18 protein-coding genes and 2 pseudogenes are annotated in these 18,206 nt (G+C 66.4%); 7 read left to right on the forward strand and 13 right to left on the reverse strand.

Annotated features, from left to right (window positions below):
• Positions 1–2 precede the first annotated feature (2 nt).
• Positions 3–396, reverse strand: a pseudogene (gene flgB, locus ACZK2V_RS10480) (flagellar basal body rod protein FlgB).
• A gap of 137 nt (positions 397–533) precedes the next feature.
• Entirely contained in the window at positions 534–1,478 is a 945-nt protein-coding gene (locus ACZK2V_RS10485; protein WP_032127374.1) for a chemotaxis protein, read from the reverse strand.
• A gap of 192 nt (positions 1,479–1,670) precedes the next feature.
• Between ACZK2V_RS10485 and flgA the strand changes: the two genes are divergently transcribed.
• The 4 genes from flgA to ACZK2V_RS10505 all read left to right on the forward strand — a co-directional run bounded on the left by flgA (position 1,671) and on the right by ACZK2V_RS10505 (position 4,355).
• Complete coding sequence (flgA, locus tag ACZK2V_RS10490; protein WP_180845105.1) at positions 1,671–2,327, forward strand: flagellar basal body P-ring formation chaperone FlgA; 657 nt, start codon at positions 1,671–1,673, stop codon at positions 2,325–2,327.
• A gap of 75 nt (positions 2,328–2,402) precedes the next feature.
• On the forward strand, positions 2,403–2,708 hold the full coding sequence (gene flgM / locus ACZK2V_RS10495; RefSeq protein WP_049421929.1) for a flagellar biosynthesis anti-sigma factor FlgM: 306 nt from the start codon (positions 2,403–2,405) through the stop codon (positions 2,706–2,708).
• Positions 2,705–3,043, forward strand: a complete 339-nt coding sequence (locus ACZK2V_RS10500) for a flagella protein (protein ID WP_049399388.1) — start codon at positions 2,705–2,707, stop codon at positions 3,041–3,043. The genes flgM and ACZK2V_RS10500 overlap by 4 nt, the downstream gene beginning before the upstream one ends.
• 91 nt (positions 3,044–3,134) lie before the next feature.
• The gene (locus ACZK2V_RS10505) at positions 3,135–4,355 is read left to right on the forward strand and encodes an ATP-binding protein (protein WP_019337422.1); all 1,221 of its coding nucleotides are present in this window, start codon (positions 3,135–3,137) and stop codon (positions 4,353–4,355) included.
• 409 nt (positions 4,356–4,764) lie between these two features.
• Here the strand turns inward: ACZK2V_RS10505 and ACZK2V_RS10510 are convergent.
• Both ACZK2V_RS10510 and ACZK2V_RS10515 read right to left on the reverse strand, forming a co-directional pair.
• Positions 4,765–6,538, reverse strand: a pseudogene (locus ACZK2V_RS10510) (EAL domain-containing protein).
• A 4-nt stretch (positions 6,539–6,542) separates the two neighbouring features.
• Positions 6,543–8,645, reverse strand: coding sequence for a sensor histidine kinase (locus ACZK2V_RS10515; protein WP_149909307.1), 2,103 nt, complete (start codon positions 8,643–8,645; stop codon positions 6,543–6,545).
• Positions 8,646–8,776: 131 nt separating this feature from the next.
• Here ACZK2V_RS10515 and ACZK2V_RS10520 point away from each other — a divergent pair, with 131 nt between their 5' ends.
• Entirely contained in the window at positions 8,777–11,536 is a 2,760-nt protein-coding gene (locus ACZK2V_RS10520) for a bifunctional diguanylate cyclase/phosphodiesterase (RefSeq protein ID WP_486323244.1), read from the forward strand.
• Positions 11,537–11,653: 117 nt separating this feature from the next.
• Here the strand turns inward: ACZK2V_RS10520 and ACZK2V_RS10525 are convergent, their stop codons facing one another.
• Positions 11,654–11,899, reverse strand: coding sequence for a hypothetical protein (locus ACZK2V_RS10525; RefSeq protein ID WP_486323245.1), 246 nt, complete (start codon positions 11,897–11,899; stop codon positions 11,654–11,656).
• A gap of 46 nt (positions 11,900–11,945) precedes the next feature.
• On the opposite strand from ACZK2V_RS10525, the gene ACZK2V_RS10530 reads away from it, so the two are divergent.
• Positions 11,946–12,299 carry a hypothetical protein gene (locus ACZK2V_RS10530; protein ID WP_486323246.1) on the forward strand — a complete coding sequence of 118 codons (354 nt, stop codon included), beginning with the start codon at positions 11,946–11,948 and terminating at the stop codon, positions 12,297–12,299.
• A gap of 19 nt (positions 12,300–12,318) precedes the next feature.
• Here the strand turns inward: ACZK2V_RS10530 and ACZK2V_RS10535 are convergent, their stop codons facing one another.
• The 8 genes from ACZK2V_RS10535 to ACZK2V_RS10570 all read right to left on the reverse strand — a co-directional run bounded on the left by ACZK2V_RS10535 (position 12,319) and on the right by ACZK2V_RS10570 (position 17,703).
• A complete protein-coding gene (locus ACZK2V_RS10535) occupies positions 12,319–12,783 on the reverse strand; it encodes a hypothetical protein (RefSeq protein ID WP_197615472.1) in 465 nt (154 codons plus the stop codon).
• Positions 12,784–12,902: 119 nt separating this feature from the next.
• On the reverse strand, positions 12,903–13,250 hold the full coding sequence (locus tag ACZK2V_RS10540; RefSeq protein ID WP_486323247.1) for a hypothetical protein: 348 nt from the start codon (positions 13,248–13,250) through the stop codon (positions 12,903–12,905).
• Between the two features lie 97 nt (positions 13,251–13,347).
• Positions 13,348–13,563, reverse strand: coding sequence for a hypothetical protein (locus ACZK2V_RS10545; protein WP_486323248.1), 216 nt, complete (start codon positions 13,561–13,563; stop codon positions 13,348–13,350).
• Between the two features lie 98 nt (positions 13,564–13,661).
• Entirely contained in the window at positions 13,662–14,852 is a 1,191-nt protein-coding gene (locus ACZK2V_RS10550) for a methyl-accepting chemotaxis protein (RefSeq protein WP_010485867.1), read from the reverse strand.
• A 164-nt stretch (positions 14,853–15,016) separates the two neighbouring features.
• Positions 15,017–15,631: a high frequency lysogenization protein HflD gene (hflD, locus tag ACZK2V_RS10555; protein ID WP_149909310.1), complete on the reverse strand. Its 615-nt coding sequence runs from the start codon at positions 15,629–15,631 to the stop codon at positions 15,017–15,019.
• Positions 15,628–16,770: a tRNA 2-thiouridine(34) synthase MnmA gene (mnmA, locus tag ACZK2V_RS10560; RefSeq protein ID WP_107431878.1), complete on the reverse strand. Its 1,143-nt coding sequence runs from the start codon at positions 16,768–16,770 to the stop codon at positions 15,628–15,630. Before mnmA ends, hflD begins: the two co-directional genes overlap by 4 nt.
• On the reverse strand, positions 16,767–17,228 hold the full coding sequence (locus ACZK2V_RS10565; protein ID WP_149909311.1) for an NUDIX hydrolase: 462 nt from the start codon (positions 17,226–17,228) through the stop codon (positions 16,767–16,769). Before ACZK2V_RS10565 ends, mnmA begins: the two co-directional genes overlap by 4 nt.
• Position 17,229: 1 nt before the next feature.
• Entirely contained in the window at positions 17,230–17,703 is a 474-nt protein-coding gene (locus ACZK2V_RS10570) for a hypothetical protein (RefSeq protein WP_032127360.1), read from the reverse strand.
• A gap of 112 nt (positions 17,704–17,815) precedes the next feature.
• On the opposite strand from ACZK2V_RS10570, the gene clpS reads away from it, so the two are divergent.
• Positions 17,816–18,142, forward strand: coding sequence for an ATP-dependent Clp protease adapter ClpS (clpS, locus tag ACZK2V_RS10575; protein WP_006444529.1), 327 nt, complete (start codon positions 17,816–17,818; stop codon positions 18,140–18,142).
• Positions 18,143–18,206 lie beyond the last annotated feature (64 nt).

Consider the following 18,206-nt stretch of genomic DNA (forward strand, 5'->3'; position numbering starts at 1 on the left):
GCTTATTGCCCCGTGATCGCAGTCAGCATGGAACGCACCTTGCTCTCGACGAAGCTGAGCGAGGCGCGGTATTCGAGTGCGGCGCGGCCATAGGCGGCACGCTCGGCATCGGGATCGACGGTGTTGCCGTCCAGGCTGGGTTGCACGCCTTCGCGCGATCTGGAACGGGTTCAGGCCACTACTGATCTCGTAGTGCTGCTCGTGGGTGGTGGCCATCAGGCCATTGGCATCCTGCCCCTGGGCGTGGCGCAGGGCGGCATCGAAGTCCAGATCCTGGGCCTTGTAGCCGGGAGTGTCGGCATTGCCGAGGTTGCTGGCGATCAGCTTCATCCGCTGTTCGCGCAACGGCATGGCCTGGGCGTGGACGCCCAGGTAGTCGGTAATCAGGTTGCGCACGGTGCACTCCCACAGGAACGTTGCCCGGGAAGCTGCAAGGGGTGTGCCAAATTCGAGAGGGTAGTGCCGGTCGCTGGCCGGCTTCCCGGATTGTCTGTGGTTGCCGGCCAGCGGCCGGCACTACCGGATCAGAGGCCTCAGGCCGCCATCGCGACCTTGCGCAGGCGGTCCAGCACGAAGTCGGCCAGTTCGTGCGGCGAGTACTTGGCGACGAAGGCGTTGGCGCCGACGCGCTCGACCATCGCATTGTTGAATACGCCCGACAGCGAGGTATGCAGCAGGACGTAAAGGCCGGCCAGGCCCGGATGGCGCCGGATTTCCGTCGTCAGCGTATAGCCGTCCATGGCCGGCATTTCGATGTCCGAGATGACCATGGCGTAGCGCTCGGCGGGGTTCTCGCCCGAGGCCTGGATCTGCAGCAGGTGGTCCAGCGCCTGCTTGCCGTCGGAAAGCAGGGTGGCGCCCACCCCAAGCTGGTCCAGCACGCTGCGGATCTGTTGGCGGGCTACACGAGAGTCGTCCACCACCAGCACCTGCAGCTGCGGGCCGTCGGCGGGCATTGCCATCGCCGGGTCGAGTACTGCTTCACCGCGTACCTGGGCGATATCGGCCAGCACGCTTTCAACGTCGATCACCTGGATCAACTCGCCCTGGAAGCGCGTCACCGCCGTCAGATAGCTCGATTCGGCGCCCAGTTCCGGTGGCGGGTGGATGTCTTCCACCGCGATGTTGACGATGCGCTCCACGCCGCTGACCAGGAAGCCCTGGATCGAGCGGTTGAACTCGGTCACGACCAGGTAGCCGGGCGAGGTGTCCGCATCGGGCTCACGCTCGGGGTGGCCGATGGCCAGGCCCAGGTCCAGCACCGGCACCGAGCGGCCACGGACGTCGGCCACGCCGGCGAACTGGCTGGGCAGTCCGGGCACCTGGAACAGCTCCGGGCGGCGCAGGACTTCCTGCACCTTGAAGACATTGACGCCAAAAAGCTGACGTCCGCCGAGGCGGAACAGCAGCAGCGCCAGGCGATTGTGGCCGGCCAGTCGGGTCCGCTGGTCGATCCGGTTGAGCAGGTCATGGGACATGGCTGCTGTATCGGCGGGGTGGGCGCCGAACTTGAGCGCTTTTGTAGAGTCGAGCCATGCTCGACCCTGCCTCTGTAGAGTCGAGCTTGCTCGACTGGTCATGAAAGTAGTCGAGCAAGCTCGACTCTACACAAGCCGCTCTGGCACACCCCTTGCACGCACCTGGGCCAGATCCCTTCGACAGGAGGCGCCATGCGCCGGGTCACATCGCTCTTCGCCATCGCGCTTGCCCTGGCCTCGCCGTGGGCGGATGCCGCCGACTGGCAGCCGGTGGCCAGTATCCGCACCGCCGCGTTGTCGACGCTGCCGGCAGGCAGCGAGGGCGAGGCCCAGGTGGCCGATGCGCTGCGCTTGCCCAGGTGTGGTGGCGCGCTGCAGGTGCAGCCCACCGCCAACACCACGGTTGAAGTCAGCTGCGCCGATGCCGGCGGCTGGCGCCTGTTCGTACCAGTAAAGGTGCGGCGCAACCAGACCGTGCTGGTGCTCAACCGCGGAATCGGTACTGGAGAAACCCTCACCGCCGCCGATATCACCACTGCCCAGCGTGATGCCGCCCGGATTGCCGGTGCGGTGCTGGCCGATCCAAATGCAGCGATCGGCCGCATCGCCCGCCGTCCGTTGCAGGCCGGAGCCCTGCTGTCGAACAACGATCTGGTGGTGCAGCGTCTCATCAAGCGAGGAGACAATGTGGCCCTGGTTTCGCGTCGTGGCTCGGTCGAGGTCCGTATTGCAGGCCGTGCGATGGGCGATGCCGGTGAAAACGAACGGGTCTCGGTGGAGAACCTGTCCTCGCGGCGGATCGTGCAGGGCACGGTCGATGCCGCCGGTGACGTAATCGTGGCGCGTTGATTTACCGCAAAATATCCCTAAAGATCACGGCCCTGCGGCCGTTATCCCTTGTGAACGGCAACTCCAGGACACCCCATGAGCCAGAAAATCGACGGCAACCTGCAGGTCCCCCAGGCACTGCGCAGCGTGACGACCCCGGCCAACAAGCCCGGCGTCAGCACCGATGCGGCGACGCGCCCGGTCGAAGCGGCCGACAGCCTGCGCCTGACCGGCGAGGCCACCAATCTGCAGGCCATCGAGCGTGAGCTGACCACCGCCCCGGCAATCGACGCCCAGCGTGTGGCCGCAGTGCGCGAGTCGCTGCAGAACGGCACCTACAAGATCAATCCGGACGCGATCGCATCGCGCATGCTTGAGCTGGATCAGCAGCTGCACGGATGACCGCGCCGATGAGCGAACAACTGCAGCGGCTGGCCCAGGCGCTTGACGTTGAACGTCAGGCGCTGGTCGATCATGACGTACACGCGCTGATCCGGGCGACCGGTGCCAAGCTGGAGGCGCTGCGTGCACTGGAAGGCACGCCGCCGCTTGGTGAGGGGGATCACCTCCAGGAACTGGCCGAACGCAACCGAGCCAATGGCGTGCTGCTGTCGCGCCGGCGCCGCGAGGTCGATTGGGCGCTGCGCCAGCTCGGGCGTACCGAGGCCTCCTCCTCCTATGATGCCAAGGGCCAGTCGCATACGGTCACTGCGCGGCGCCCACTCGCCATCGCCTGACGCGACGGCGGTCGCACATCCCACCCCCGCGGGCTGAAGCCCGCCGCACGACCGCGTATATTGGGCGCCTGTTCGAATGCCCCGAGTCGCCGTGTCCGCTGCCAACGCCCTGGTTACCGCCCCCCTTCCGCCGCAGCCGGTGCTGCAGGCGCTGCTTGAGCGCCTGCGCGAAGGGCTGCTGCTGTTCACCGAAGACGGGCAGGTGGCCCTGGCCAACCCGGCCGCGCAGAACCTGCTGGCCAGCGGTGAGGGCGGCGGCCTGCCGCCGCCGCAGCGCCTGCGTGAACTGCTGCCGCCTGATGCATTGGAGCAGGCGCGCCAGCATGGTCACTGGAACGGCAGCCTGCCGCTGGGCGAGGGCGTGGTCATCGCCCATCTGTATCACCACGGCCCGGTCGGCCAGGGGCACTTCCTGGCGTTGTTCCGCCATATCGAAGGCCAGGAAGACTACGAACGCGAATTGCAGCAGCGTCATGCAGAGCTGCGGCAGGCCTACCTGCGCCTCAACGGTACCCAGGAAAAACTGCTGCAGTCGGAGAAAATGGCCTCGATCGGCCAGCTCGCCGCAGGCGTCGCGCACGAGATCAACAACCCGATCGGCTACGTGCACTCCAACCTGGGCAGCCTGCAGGAGTACCTGCGCAGCCTGTTCACCGTGATCGAAGCCTACGAACGCGCATTGCGGGCGCCGGACCCGAAGGCGCTGATCCCGGAGATCGACGATATCCGTGACCGCCTGGACATCGATTTCATCAGCCGCGACCTGCCGCAGCTGATGGCCGAGTCACGCGAAGGCATCGAGCGGGTGACGCGCATCGTGCGTGATCTGAAGGACTTCTCGTATTCCGGCCGCGACGAGTCGTGGAAGCTGGTCGACCTGCACGCGGGCCTGGAATCGACCATCAACATCATCTGGAACGAGCTGAAGTACAAGGTCACCCTGGTGCGGGAGTTCGGCCAGTTGCCGTTGGTGGAGTGCCTGCCGTCGGAATTGAACCAGGTCTACATGAACCTGCTGCTCAACGCCGGCCATGCCATCGCCGAGCGCGGCACGATTACGGTGCGCACCGGCGTTGATGGCGATCATGTGTGGGTCGAGTTTGAAGACACCGGCGGCGGCATCTCGCCGGAACTGCGCCAGCGCATCTTCGATCCGTTCTTCACCACCAAGCCGGTGGGCAGCGGTACCGGCCTGGGCCTGTCGATCTCCTACAGCATCATCAACAAGCACCACGGCCGCATCGACCTGGACAGCACCCCAGGCGTGGGTTCGCGTTTCCGCGTGGTGCTGCCGGTGAAGCAGCCGCGCTGACTGCTCAGGGTAGTGCCGGCCGCTGGCCGGCAACCTCATTGAACCCGGCATCGAGAGCAGCCGGCCAGCGGCCGGCTCTACCAGGGCTTGTCCCAGACCTGGATTCGCGCTTCGAGTAGTGCCGGCCGCTGGCCGGCAACCTCATTGAACCCGACGTCCAGAGCAGCCGGCCAGCGGCCGGCTCTACCAGGGCTTGTCCCCGACCGGGTTCGCGCTTCGGGTAGTGCCGGCCGCTGGCCGGCAACCTCATTGAACTGGGCATCGAGAGCAGCCGGCCAGCGGCCGGCTCTACTAGGGCTTGTCCCCGACCGGGTTCGCGCTTCGGGTAGTGCCGGTCGCTGGCCGGCAACCTCATTGAACCCGACATCCAGAGCAGCCGGCCAGCGGCCGGCTCTACCAGAGGGGATCGTTACCGCAATGGGCGATCCTCACCGCCATCTCCGCTTTCCACCGGCGCCGGACCGGCGTTGCTGCGGCGCTGTTCCTCATAGGTGCGGAACGCCTGGTGGATGTGCTTGCGCAGCTCGTCGTCGTTCCACGGCTTGGTCAGGAAGCGATAGATCGCACCGCGGTTGATCGCGTCGGTCACGGTGTTCAGATCGGTGTAACCGGACAGCACCAGGCGGATCGTGTCCGGGTACAGCATCTTCACCCGGCCCAGGAACTCGGTGCCGCTCATGTCGCTCATGCGCTGGTCGGACAGGATCACCTGCACGTCATTGATTGCCAGCAGGTCGAATGCATCGCGCACGTTGCCGGCGGCCAGGATGCGGTAGCCGTCGCGACGGAACAGGCGCACCAGCGAGCGCAGTACGTTCTCTTCGTCGTCCAGCAATAGCAGCGTGCGGTCGGGACGGGTCTCGGCAAAGGCTTCCGGACGCAGGTAGCGGCGGCGCAGGGTCATGCCGGCGGCATCGGCCGACATCGGTTCGCCGAACAGGTAGCCCTGGAACACATCGCAGTCGTTGCGGCGCAGGAAGCCCAGCTGGGCCTGCGATTCCACACCGTTGGCGATCACGGTCATGCCCAGCTGATGGCCCATGGCGATGATCGCGCGGGCGATGGCCGCCTCACGGTTGCCGGCCGGCGCGCTCTTGATGAAGCTGCGGTCGATCTTGAGCTTGTCCACCGGGTAGCGGACCAGTGCACTCAGGCTGGAATCGCCGGTGCCGAAATTGTCCAGGCTCAGGCTGATGCCTTCGTTGCGCAGATTGGCCAGCGTCTCGTGCACGAAGTTGACGTTGTTGGTCAGCGCGCTTTCGTTGATCTCCAGCGTCAGCATCTGTGCCGGCACGCCCGCGGCCTGGATCAGGCCCATGACTTCAGCGAAGAAGTTGGGCCGCAGCAGCTGCAGCGTGGAGACATTCACCGCAATGGTGAAGTCGTCGAAGCCCTGGTCACGCCACAGGCGGGCCTGCTTCAGTGCGCCTTCCAGCACCCAGGTGCCGATCTGCACGATGATGCCCAGCCGCTCGGCGGTGCGCATGAAGCGCTCCGGCACCAGCATGCCAAGCGTCGGTGACTGCCAGCGCAGCAGCGCTTCCATGCCGACCACGTGGCCATCGCGGGCGCTGACCAGTGGCTGGTAACGCAGTTTCAGTTCGCCGTTGGGAATGGCGTCCACGATCTGGCGGGCGATGATGCTTTCGCTGTGCCGCGCTCGGTGGCGTATCCACGGCGTGGATGCGCACCGCGTTGCCGCCTTCGCGGGCCGCCTGGTACAGCGCATCCTCGGCGTGATCAAGCAGGCGCGAGGTGCTGCTGGCATGGTCCGGGCACAGGCTGACACCCAGCTTGCCGGTCATGAACAAGGTGTACGGCAACACCGACAGTGGAAGTTCCATCTGCTGGCGGATCTCCTCTGCGAAGTCCTCCGGCAATGGCACGTCGGCGGTGCGTGGCACTGCGATCAGGAACTCATCGCTGCCGTGGCGCCACAGCTTGCCGCGACCACGCAGGTAGGACTGCAACCGCTGCGCCACCAGCACCAGGGCCTGGTCACCCACCTCGGCGCTCATGTTTTCGTTGACCGAGGCGAAGTGGTCGATGTCCACGTGCATCAACATCAGTGCGGTGCCGCCCGAGGCCGCCTCGGCGACCATCGCCTGCAGCTCGGGGTTGCCGGCGCCAAGGCGGTCAGGCGCATCATCGATGCTGACCGGGGGCTGGTTGGGATTCCACATAGGCTCAGTAGTCCGGTGACTCAACGGCGGCCATGCTGGCCGCCTGGTAGGGGAGGTGAACGTCGATCAGGGTGCCTTCACCATGCGCGGATTCGATCCGCACATGGCCACCGACGCTCTGCGCACGCTCACGCATCACGATCAGGCCCAGCCCGCGCGGACCATCGGGGTCGAAACCCTCGCCGTCGTCGCGGATCTGCAGGTGCAGGCCGCGCTGGCCGACATCGCGCAGCTGCAGCTGTACCTGGCTGGCGCGGGCGTGGCGCAGTACGTTGGTCAGGCTTTCCTGGGCGATGCGGAAGCAGGCCTGTTCGATGCTGTTGTCGGGACGATGCGGCAGCCGCTCGATCTCGGCCAGCAGTTCCACTGGCGACGAACGGAACAGCACCCGTGCCTGCCAGCTCAGGGCTGCTTCCAGGCCCAGCGCGTCCAACTGTGGCGGGCGCAGCAGGGTAGAGATGTCGCGCAGCTTGGCCACCGTGGTATCGGCCAGGCTGACGATCTGCGCCAGATCCTCGGCGCGGCGCTGTGGATCGTCCTCGTCCTGAGCGGCATACGCAGACAATTTGATCGCTGTGATCGCCTGGCCGATATCGTCGTGCAGGTCGCGCGAGATCGCGCGGCGCTCATCCTCCTGCAGCGAGAACAGGCGGCCGGCCATCGCCTGCAGTTCACGGTTGCTGGTTTCCAGTGCACTGCGGGTGCGCTCGGAATCGCTCAGGTCGCGCACGATCAGCAGCTTGCAGTCGCGTCCGCCATAACGCACTTCGCCCACCGCCAGGCCGGCATGGAAGCTGCGGCCATCCGCGCGCTGCATCGCCACCACGCTGCTGTGACCGGGCCCCAGGTGTGGCTGGCCTGCACGCAATTGGCTGCGCACGCGGGCCAGATCGGCGCTGTCCACCAGTGCTGACAGGGGCTCGCCCAGCAGGGTGTGGCTGCCATAGCCGAACAGGCTGGCGGCCCAGGCGTTGGCGTACAGCACGTGTTCGTCGGAGAGGATGACCACGCCGTCGGGCAGTACCCGTACCAGCTCGCGGAACTGTTCCTCGCGCTCGCGCAGCAGGCGTCGCGACTGCTCGCGCTCCGTCACGTCCTGCAGGGTGCCCAGCACGCGGTTGCGGCCGGCCTCGTCGATGCCGCTGGCCGCACGCAGATGCACCATCAAGGCGCGCCCATCCATCGACAGCAACGGCAACAGCACGTCCACCTGCACGGGATCGCCGGAGCAGAGCTCGGCCAGCAGCTGTTCGGTCTGGGTGGCGGTGGCCGGGTCGGCCGGCACCAGCAGTTCGTCGAAGCGATGCCAGCGCCGCGCCTCGGGCGGGCGGCGACCGAGCAGGCGATAGACCTGGTTCGAATAGCGGCCAAGTCCCGTGGAGGGGTCCAGCTCCCAGGCGCCGATGCGTGCCAGCTCGTGGGCTTCTTCGACCCGCGCCAGCGCCTGGTCACGGCGCAGCTGGGCCAGGTTTTCAGCGGTGCGGTCGATGGCAATCAGCAGGCGGGCGTTGTGGCCGTCATAGCTGATGGCGTTGGAGCGAAGTTCCATCTGACGCAGGGAGCCGTCGCGCAGCTGTAGCTGGGTACGCAGTATGCACAGTTCCTCCGGTGCCTCGCGGATCGCCTCCAGCTTGGTCTGCAGTGCCTGGTCCTGGCCTGGCGGCCACAGCGAATCGATGGTCTGCTCCAGCAGTTCGTCACGGTCCCAGCCGAAGGCCGTACAGGCCGCCGGATTGGCATCGAGGATCGCCAGTGTGTCCAGGTCGTAGACCAGGATCGGGCCGGGGTTGCCTTCGAACATCTGCCGCAGGCGCAGCTCGGAGGCCTGCTGGCGTGCATGGGTGTGCAGCACATGCTCGGCCAGCGGGCGCAGCAGCAGATACAGCAGGCCCGCGCTGGCAAGGGCGAAGAACGAGCCCTTCAGGCCCTGCCACAAGGCCGCCTGCTGCGGGTCGGGCACCAGTGCCTGCACTGCACTGTCGGTGGAGATCATCCAGGCCAGCGCCATCGCCAGGTAGCTCAGCACCACCCGGCGCCGGTCGCGGCTCAGCGCCTGCGCCATCCGCGGGTCGGGAACTGGGGCGTTGCCGGTCGGTTCTGCGGGCATGGACAGGGCGGAAGAAAGGGGCGCCGGCCATCTTACCGCGCAGGTGCGCCCAGACCACTCAATTATCCGCCGCAGGCGCCGTTAACCACTGCGTGCCCCGCTGACGGGCGTGTCATCCGGAGCAAGATCGCGTGGACCAAGGGATCATCGCCAGCCTGCTGCAGCACCCGCTTGCGTCGGCGCTGGTCATCGTCGACCGCACGGGCCGCCCGCTGGCGGCCAATCCGGCTGCGCGCGAGCATGGCCTGCCGGCGACCGTGGCTGCGTATGCGCCGATGCTGGAAGATCTGCGCCTGATGGCCGCCGATGGCGGCATCGTGGCCTGCACGCTGCCGGGTGGCCCGCACGGTCACTACGACGGCCACCTGCGCGCCGTGCATGATGGCGCCGGCAACCTGCTGGCCTTCACGCTGAGCATTCCAGAGCCGGTGCCGCTCGGCGGCGGTGGGCGCTGGGAGCTGGCGCTGGACAGCGCCGGGCACAGCCTCTGGGACTGGGACATTCCCAGCGACCGTGTGGTGCGCACCCCGGCACTGGGCGATGAAACCGCTACCGAGATTCTGGCCCGCGTGCACAGCGAGGACATCGCACAGGTGCGGGCTGCACTGGATGAGCATCTGCGTGGCTTGAGCGAACAGTACAGCGCACAGTTCCGTTTCCGTCAGGGCGACGGCCAGTGGCGTTGGGTACTGGACCGCGGGCGCGTGGTCGCGCGCACCGCCGATGGCCAGCCGCTGCGCATGGTCGGCACGCATATCGATATCGAACAACAGAAGCAGCTGGAAGGGCTGCTTCAGGAACAGCAGCTGCACCTGAGCGAGGCCCAGCGCATCGCCAGCATGGGCAGCTGGTCGTTCGACCCCAACAGCGGTCATTTCTGGTGGTCGCCGGAGCTGCGTTCGCTGCTGGCGTTGGAGCAGGGGGCCGTACCCGGCCAGCGGCGCTGGCTGAAGCAGCTGCATCCGCGCTCGCGTGGTGCGCTACGCGCAGCATGGCGACGCTTGTGGCGCGATGGCCGGGCCGCCAACATCGAACTGGAACTGACCCGGGGCAACGAACCGTCGCAGCATCTGCGGCTGTGGATGCAGCCGCTGCTGGACACCGATGGCCAGCCCAAGCGCCTGCTCGGCCAGGTGCAGAACATTACCGAACAGCACCAGACCGACGCACTGATCCGCTGGCGCACCGAGCTGCTGAACCGTGTCTCCGCACTGGGCCGCATCGGCGGTTGCGAGATCGAAGTGCAGACCCGGCATATGCAGTGGACCGAGGAGTGCTACCGCATCCACGGCCTACGCAAGGAGCCGATCACCCTCGACCAGGCGCTGGCGCTGTACACCGAGGATTCGCGCAATGCCTTCGACGCCGCGTTGGTCCGGATTGCCGGCGGCGGGCTGCCCGAACAGCTGGACCTGTGCTTCTACCGCCAGTCCGGCCTGCGCGTGTGGGTGCAGGTACTGATCGAGCTGGATCGCCGTGACGGCCTGCCGCCTCGGTTCGTGGTCCTGTTCCGTGACATCACCCGCGAGCGCGAGGCCAACGAGCGCATCGAGCTGCTGGCGCACTACGATCTGCTCACCGGTCTGCCCAATCGTGTGCTGCTCGGCGAACAGACCGCCGAAGCCATCGAGGAAGCGCGCGACCGCGGCACCTCGCTGGCGATGCTGTTCATTGATCTGGACGGCTTCAAGACCATCAACGACAGCTTCGGTCATGCCACCGGTGATGCGCTGCTGAAGGCTGCCGCCACCCGCCTGCACCAGAACCTTCGCAACAACGACCTGTTCGGCCGCTTCAGTGGCGACGAGTTCATCGTCGTGCTGCGCGACCTGGCCGAGCCGGAAGACGCCGGCCACGTGGCGCGGAAGCTGATCGCTTCGCTGGCCGAGCCATTGCGCCGTGGCGAGACCACGTTGAAGGTCGGTGCCAGCGTCGGCATCGCGATGCTGGGCGATGCGCAGACCGATTTCGATTCACTGCTGCGTGCCGCCGACGCCGCGATGTACGCGGCCAAGGAAGCGGGGCGCAACACCTACCAGTACTACAGCCAGGACGCATTGGCCCGCATCCAGCGCAAGCTCGAGTTGGAGCATGCCCTGCACGGCGCGATCGAACGCGAAGAGTTCAGCCTGGCCTACCAGCCGCTGCTGCACGCGCACCAGGGCGAGCCGCCAGCGATCGAAGCCTTGTTGCGCTGGCATCGCCCAGGTATCGGCTACTGCAGCCCGGCCGAGTTCATTCCGATTGCAGAGAAGTGCGGCGAGATCGTGCGCATCGGCGACTGGGTGCTGAACGAAGCCTGCCGCCAGGCCATCGCCTGGGACCGGGCCGGCCTGTGTTTCGACCGCATCGCGGTCAATGTGTCGGCGGTGCAGCTGCGTGATCGTGGCTTCGCCGAACGCGTGATCGAGATCTGCCATGCCCATGGCTGGCCGCCGCAGAGGCTGGAACTGGAGCTGACCGAGTCGGCGCTGATCCGTGACACCGACATCCTGCGCCACTGCTTCGACGTGCTGGAACGGCATGGTGTGCCACTGGCGGTGGATGACTTTGGTACCGGCTTCTCCAACCTCAATTACCTCAACCGATTCCCGGTGGGCCGCCTGAAGATCGACCGCAGTTTCGTGCAGGGCATGCTGCATGATTCGGGCACGGCCGAAGTAACCCAGGCCATCGTGCACCTGGGCCACGCGCTGGGCATGAAGGTAGTTGCCGAAGGCGTGGAAACACACCAGGAAGAAGACATGCTGCGCCGCCAGGGCTGCGACGAGATCCAGGGCTACCTGTATTCGCGCCCGCTCAGCCCGCGCGACCTGGCGCAGTGGCTGCGCCAGCAGCACCCGGCGCCCGGGCGCACCGACGCTGCCAGCGAGGTCGTGCTGGCACGCTGAGGGTGGCGCCGGGCCATGCCCGTCGGGATCGCCGCACGCCGACGCACCGCTCTGGTAGGTGTCGACCTTGGTCGACACGGATGCCGGTGCTCGCGATCATCCACGCATGGCGTGGATCTACTGCGATGCGGCAACCGTCCGCTGCGGAAATTCGGAGCGAAGCCGTGCGCGCACTGCTTCCACCACGTGTGCATAGCGTCGGCGCTGGATGAAATAGCCCATGTAGAACAGCAGCAGGGCCACCAGCATCGGCGACGCAGCCGGGCGGACCAGGATGATCGGCACCAGCATCAGTGTCAGGCCCAGCGCGAACCAGCTGCACCGCCCCACCACCCGCACCTCCCTGCGTCGTGCGTCGATCATCACCCGCCCGCGCATCAGCGGAAAGTAGCGACCGCCAAAGCTCGGCGTGAAGCTCTCGCGAAAGGCAACGCTGCCGTCCGGCAGCGCGGAATACCAGGCGAAGCCAGGTATCGGCCGGCAGATCATGCTCCAACCCGCCCAGCGAAAGCTGCGCCAGCTCTCCCGGCGTAGCGGCGATGCGCTGATTGAACAGTACGATGCCGGTGCGGAAGAAGAACGGCGCCCACAGCACAAGCAGCAGGACTTCGATCAACAGCACGGCGATCAGGGCGATGGCCATCGGTCTTCCATGAACGGGACCTGCGCATCATGCCATAGCGATTTCGCCACCCCAGTAGATCCACGCCATTCGTGGATGTTGCCCGGAACCAGCTACCGTCCTCGCGGGGCGGTCCAGTGAATCGAGCAGTCTCCTGGATTCAATCGTCTTCCACCAGATCGCTGAGATCCAGAATCTGTGGATCAACACTGTGCGCGACGATGCTTCGGAGCATTCCAGCCTTTGGGCGTAGGGCATAGCAATGCATCGTATGGATGGGATTGAATTCCAGCCACGGGCAGGACGAGTGCCCCACGATAACCGGCATGTTGAAATTGATGTCTTTTGGATCATCCAGTGGCAGGGTCCATTTGCCGCCGTGATGCTCCCACACTACATCGCCCAGATATCGTGCAAACACAATCCTCAGGCCATCCTGTTCGTCCTCCGACAACGTTGCAGCCATCGTCGTGTACAGCGTCTCCAGGCGATCAAGGCTCTCCAGGCTGCCGTCAAGGTCGACGCCGCGGAGCTGTGCTTGTTCGATCAGCCATTCAATCTGATCGTCCATGATGATCAGAAACTGTTCGAAGGTTTCTCGCGCTTCTTCCGGATTGAATGTCATGCGGCTGCCAGGGAGGGAGAGCGGCGAGTGTGCCCCGGGCCTGTTATCCAGGCCATGCAACAAGTCCGAATGGATGGAGGGTGGAAGGGCGAACGCATGCATCCACGCATGGCGTGGATCTACCGTTTCATCAATGCGATGCCTGCAATGGAATAGCTGGCGATCAACAGCCCGAACACGTACTCCGCGACGATGATCAGCCAGAAGGTCATCGGCTCGATGTCCCGCCATGCATCAATGGTGCCGGAGCGGTGATGGCTCAGATGAACATGCCCGGTGTTGATGGCAGTTGCCGGCGCCCAGGCAAATAGAAAGGTCATCAGCATGAAGAGCAGGCTGCCGAACAGGAATGCGACAGGTCTATGCCGGGGTGGCCGCAAAGTGGCGTAGGCGGGGCGCCAGGTGAAGGTGACCGCGATGAGCACCATCACAGCAAATCCCAGCCAGGTCATGAACGTGGTGCTCATGCGACGACACTCCGTGTCCAGCCGTAGGTGGCATGGGCGGATCATGCCATGGGTTTGGAGCGGGTGGTGGTGAAGACCATCCACGCATGGCGTGGATCTACCTCAAGGCTTCCCCGTCCAGCCCCAGGTCCCACGCCAGTCCCAGCAGCGCCTCATCCGCGCGAGACGGGCCAGGTCGCGCATCGGCCAGCTGTTGCAGCTCGCGGATCTCCTCACGTGCCACCTCTTCCAGCTGTTGCAGCTGCTCACGCACGCTCGCGTTGCGCGGGCGCTCGGTGTCGGTGAGGGAGGGCAGGGCGCGGATCAGGGGCATGGTGCGTGTACAGGATGCATCCAACGGCGGGTCACAGGCAAAGGCCCCGGACGAACCGGGGCCTTGCGGGCTGCCGGAGGCGGCAGCGGACATCAGGATCAGAACAGCTCGACGGTACCAGCGCCCATGCTCTGCTGGGCAACCGGCTTGTGCGGCGGGCGTTCCCATTCGCTGCGCAGTTCGCGCAGGCGGCTGCCGGTGCGCTGCAGGGCGGTGGCGATCTCTTCGTCGAACACCCCGCCATTGCGGTGCAGCAGTTCCTGCAGGGCCACCGCCTCGCGGTTGATCGCGGTCAGGCGGTCCAGGTGGGTGTGCACGCCGCCCAGCGCCTGAGTGGCGATGTCTTCGAACTGCAGGGCGCGCACGGCCTCGGCCACGCTGCCATCGATCGAACGGGCGCACTCGGAGACTTCGCGCATGCCGTCGCCCAGCGACGCATTGATCTGCGCGACGTTGTCGAGCATCGCCGCCGCCTCCTGGCGCGCTTCGCGGGAGCGGTCCATGTCACGCGAGGCCATGTGCGAGACCGTCTCGCGTACCTTGGCGATGGCGTCCTTGGAGCTGTGCGCCAGCTTGCGGATCTGCTCGTTGAAGGTGGTCGAGCGCTCGGACAGGTTGCGCACTTCGTCGGCGACCACCGCGAAGCCACGACCGGCTTCACCGGCACGCGCGGCTTCGATGGCGGCGTTCAGCGCCAGCAGATTGGTCTGGTCGGCGATCGACTTGACGTCTTCCAGCAGCGCGAAGATGCCATCCAGGTGCTGCGCCATCTGGTCGATGTGCTGCACGGTGGTGCTGCTCTGGCCGCTCACCTGCTCCAGTGCTTCTACCAGCTGTTCCATGCGGTGGCTGGCGTGCTGGGCGAAACGGGCAACGTCGAGGCCGGCATTGCCTTCATCACCGGCACGATCGACGATGCGCGACAGGGCCTGGCTCTGCTGGCGCGACTTGCGGTTCATGGCGTCGAAGCTGCCGCCCAGGCTGGACACCGCCTGGCGGATCAGGTCACGGGCGCGTTCCACTTCGCCGCGCGAGCCGTCGATCTCGTTGCCGACGAAGTTGCGCAGTTCGGTCAGCAGCTGGTCCTGCTCACGCAGGACACGGGCGTGTTCCGGGGAACGGTGCGCCTGGGCGCGGGTGGTCCACCACGCAAAGCCGAGCCAGCTCAGCGTCATCGTGGTCAGGATCGCCCAGCGCAGGGCGGCCGGCCATTCGAAACCGATGGCGAAGGGGAGCAGCAGGGTCAGAGCCAGGGGGGCGGCCAGACGGATGAAAATGCGTGAGTACATGGACGTTCTCGGGAGGTGCACGGAGGATGTATCGGCCGTACCCCCTTTCTCTTTAACGTCGAAATGCCTCGAAGTGCATTCTGAATGCGCCGGTTTTCCGACGCCTCGGCGGCTTCGGGGTCAGAGCCCTTTCCTTGCCGGAAAAGGATCCGACCCCATGGGGCTCAGGCCAGCTGGCGGTCCACGGCCTCGATCATCGCCTTGCGGCTGAACAGGAAGTCCCAGTAGCTGCCGCCCAGCTGCCGCCACAGCACCGCCGAACGCACCGCGGCCAGCAGCAGGGCGCGGATCTCCGCAACCACACCGGCCTGGCCCAGGTAATGCGGGTTGCCCTGCACCATCACCCGCGGCTTCAGGTGGCTGATGGTGTCGGCGTACAGGCCACCCAGGTTGGCCAGCACGTCCGGGTGCCCACTGTCGCCCAGCTCGACGGCCTGGCGCTGGGCGAGTTCGATGCCCGAGGCGACCTTGTTCACGGTGGCGCCGTCCTGCACGAAGCGGCGCTCCAGCTGCAGCACCGACAGGGCCAGCTTGGGCAGGATCGGGTCCTGGCCCTGGCTGCGGAAGTAGTTGTGCAGCAGGCGCAGCCCAGCCTTCAATGCATGGCGGTCACCGAACACCTCCTGCGGCGAAGACGCATCGACGCGGAACACGCTGTCCACGGCGGTGCGCACGGCGGCGGCGTCGGAATGGCCGGTATCGGCGATGCGGCGTACCTGCTGCAGGGCCTGGGCAATGCCGGCCAGGGCCAGGACGCGGTCGTCGACAGTGAAACTCATGCAGCAATTACCTCAAAAGGGGAAGGGGTGGTGCGCAGGCGCTGCTCCAGCGGCGCATCGGTGGCGGCGATCACCGCGCCACCCAGGCACACATCACCGTCATACAGCACCAGTGATTGACCTGGGGTAACGGCGCGCTGCGGGCGCGCGAAGGTGACCAGCACGCTGCCATCGTCCAGCACCTCGACCGTACACGGCTCGTCGGGCTGGCGGTAGCGGGTCTGGGCGGTGCACTCGAAGCGCCGCGCCGGCGGCGCGCCGGCGATCCAGTGCGCGGTTTCCGAGCGCAGCCGGTCGGACAGCATCCACTTGCTGTCGCGGTCCTGGTCCACATACAGCACGTTGCTGGCCACATCCTTGCCGACCACGTACCACGGTGCGGCCGGGCGGCCGCGCACGCCGCCGATGTTCAGGCCCTCGCGCTGGCCCAGGGTGAAATAGAACACGCCCGGATGTTCGGCGATGACGCTGCCGTCGGCCGGGTCGAGGATCTGGCCGGGCTTGGCCGGCAGGTAGCGGCCGAGGAACTCGCGGAAGTCACGCTCGCCGATGAAGCAGATGCCGGTGGAGTCCTTCTTGGCGTGGGTCGGCAGGCTGACGTCACGCGCGATCCGGCGCAGGTCGGTCTTTTCCAGGTCGCCGATCGGGAACAGGGTGGCCGCCAGCTGCGCCTGGCCCAGCTGGTGCAGGAAGTAGCTCTGGTCCTTGGAGCGGTCGGCACCACGCAGCAGCAGCCACTGGTGGCCGCGCTGGGCCACGCGCGCGTAGTGGCCGGTGGCAATGCGTTCGGCGCCCAGCTCGCGGGCGGCATCCAGGAAGTGCTTGAACTTCACTTCGCGGTTGCACAGCACGTCCGGGTTCGGGGTGCGGCCGGCCGCGTACTCGGCCAGGAAGTGCTCGAACACACCCTGCCAGTACTCGCTGGAGAAATCACGGAAGTGGAACGGGATACCGAGCAGGCCGCAGACGGCCACTGCATCGCGGCGGTCGTCCTCGGCGCGGCAGTCGCCGCTGCCGTCGTCGGCCCAGTTCTGCATGAACAGACCGGCTACGGCCTCGCCCTGCTGCACCAGCCGCCAGGCGGCGACCGAGGAGTCGACGCCACCGGAGACGCCCACCATCACGCGCGGAGTGCTCATGCGACCTCCCGGACCAGCGAAAGCGGATGGCGCTGGCCACCCAGGAAATCAGCCACCACCTGCCAGATCAGCGGGCTGCGCAGGCGCTCCGTGGCGGCCTGCAGCTCGGCCGGGGTCAGCCACAGCGCGCGATCGATGCCGGTGTCCAGCGGCTGCGCCGGGTCGTGCGAGACCGGATGCGCCGCATAGCAGAAGCGCAGGAAGGTGGTGCCGTCGGCGGCCGTCCACTGGTAGCAGCCGATGAAGTGGGTCAGCTGCACCGTCCAGCCGGTTTCCTCGCGGGTCTCGCGCAGGGCTGCCTCGGCCAGGCTTTCGCCCGGCTCGAGGTGGCCGGCCGGCTGGTTCAGCACCTGGCGGCCGTCGATGGTCTCCTCGACCAGCAGCACGCGGCCACCGTCGACCACCACGGTGGCGACAGTGGCGTGCGGTGCCCAGCGCGGGTCCGGCGTGGTGTTCAACTCAGAACTCGTCCTTCTTGGTCAGTTCCAGCTCCATGGCGTCGGCGGTGCGGATGGCCGCATCGATGGCGTCGCTGAGCTGGTCGGCCGTGGCATCGGCGTCGATCTTGACCACGAACATGGCGGTGGTGTCCTGCTTCACCCAGCCGCCCATCTTGGCGTCCTGCGAATCTTCCAGCAGGCGGTTGGCTACGGCCACCGGGAACTGCTTGGTCTTGGCGTTGTAGGCCGGCGACCAGATCTCGCGGATGTTGTGGGTGCCGAAATCTTCCACCGACGAGCGCACGTAGACCATCTGGGTGCGATCACCCTCGACGTCGAACACCATGCGGTAGTCGCCGTCCTCGTCGACCTCGTAGGTATAGCCCAGCTTGTCCAGGTGGCGGGCCACGGCCTTGTCGGCCTGGGTCTCGGCGGCGGCGGAGCCGGCGGCGGCCAGGGCGATCAGCAGGGCGGGAAGAAGGGTCCTTTTCATGAAGATCCTGTGAAACAGTGTTGAGAGAGGGTGCAATTGTGACGGTGGGCGTGCGTGCCGTCCAATCTGCGGCAGGCCGACGCAGGCTGGCCCGTGCCTCTATAATGGTCAGATGCCCCATGAGTCTTCCCCCGATTCCCATCACGAGCACGGCGTTGCCGTGGAGCCCGCGCGCCCGGAAGTGGCGCCGCCGCCGTTCTACCAGGTGATGCTGCTCAACGACGACTACACCCCGATGGATTTCGTGGTGGACGTGCTGCAGCAGTTCTTCAGCATGGACCTGGACAAGGCCACGCAGGTGATGCTGCACGTCCATACCCGTGGCCGCGGCGTGTGCGGGGTGTTCACCCGCGAAGTGGCCGAGACCAAGGTCGCCCAGGTCAACGAGTACTCGCGGATGAACCAGCACCCGCTGCTGTGCACGATGGAAAAGGCCTGACCGGCTGCCGGTTTTCGTCCGGGCACATCGACTCCGGACCCGGTGTGCCCACCAAGGTGGGCAC

This window comes from Stenotrophomonas sp. 93052_Sma (assembly GCF_056481145.1).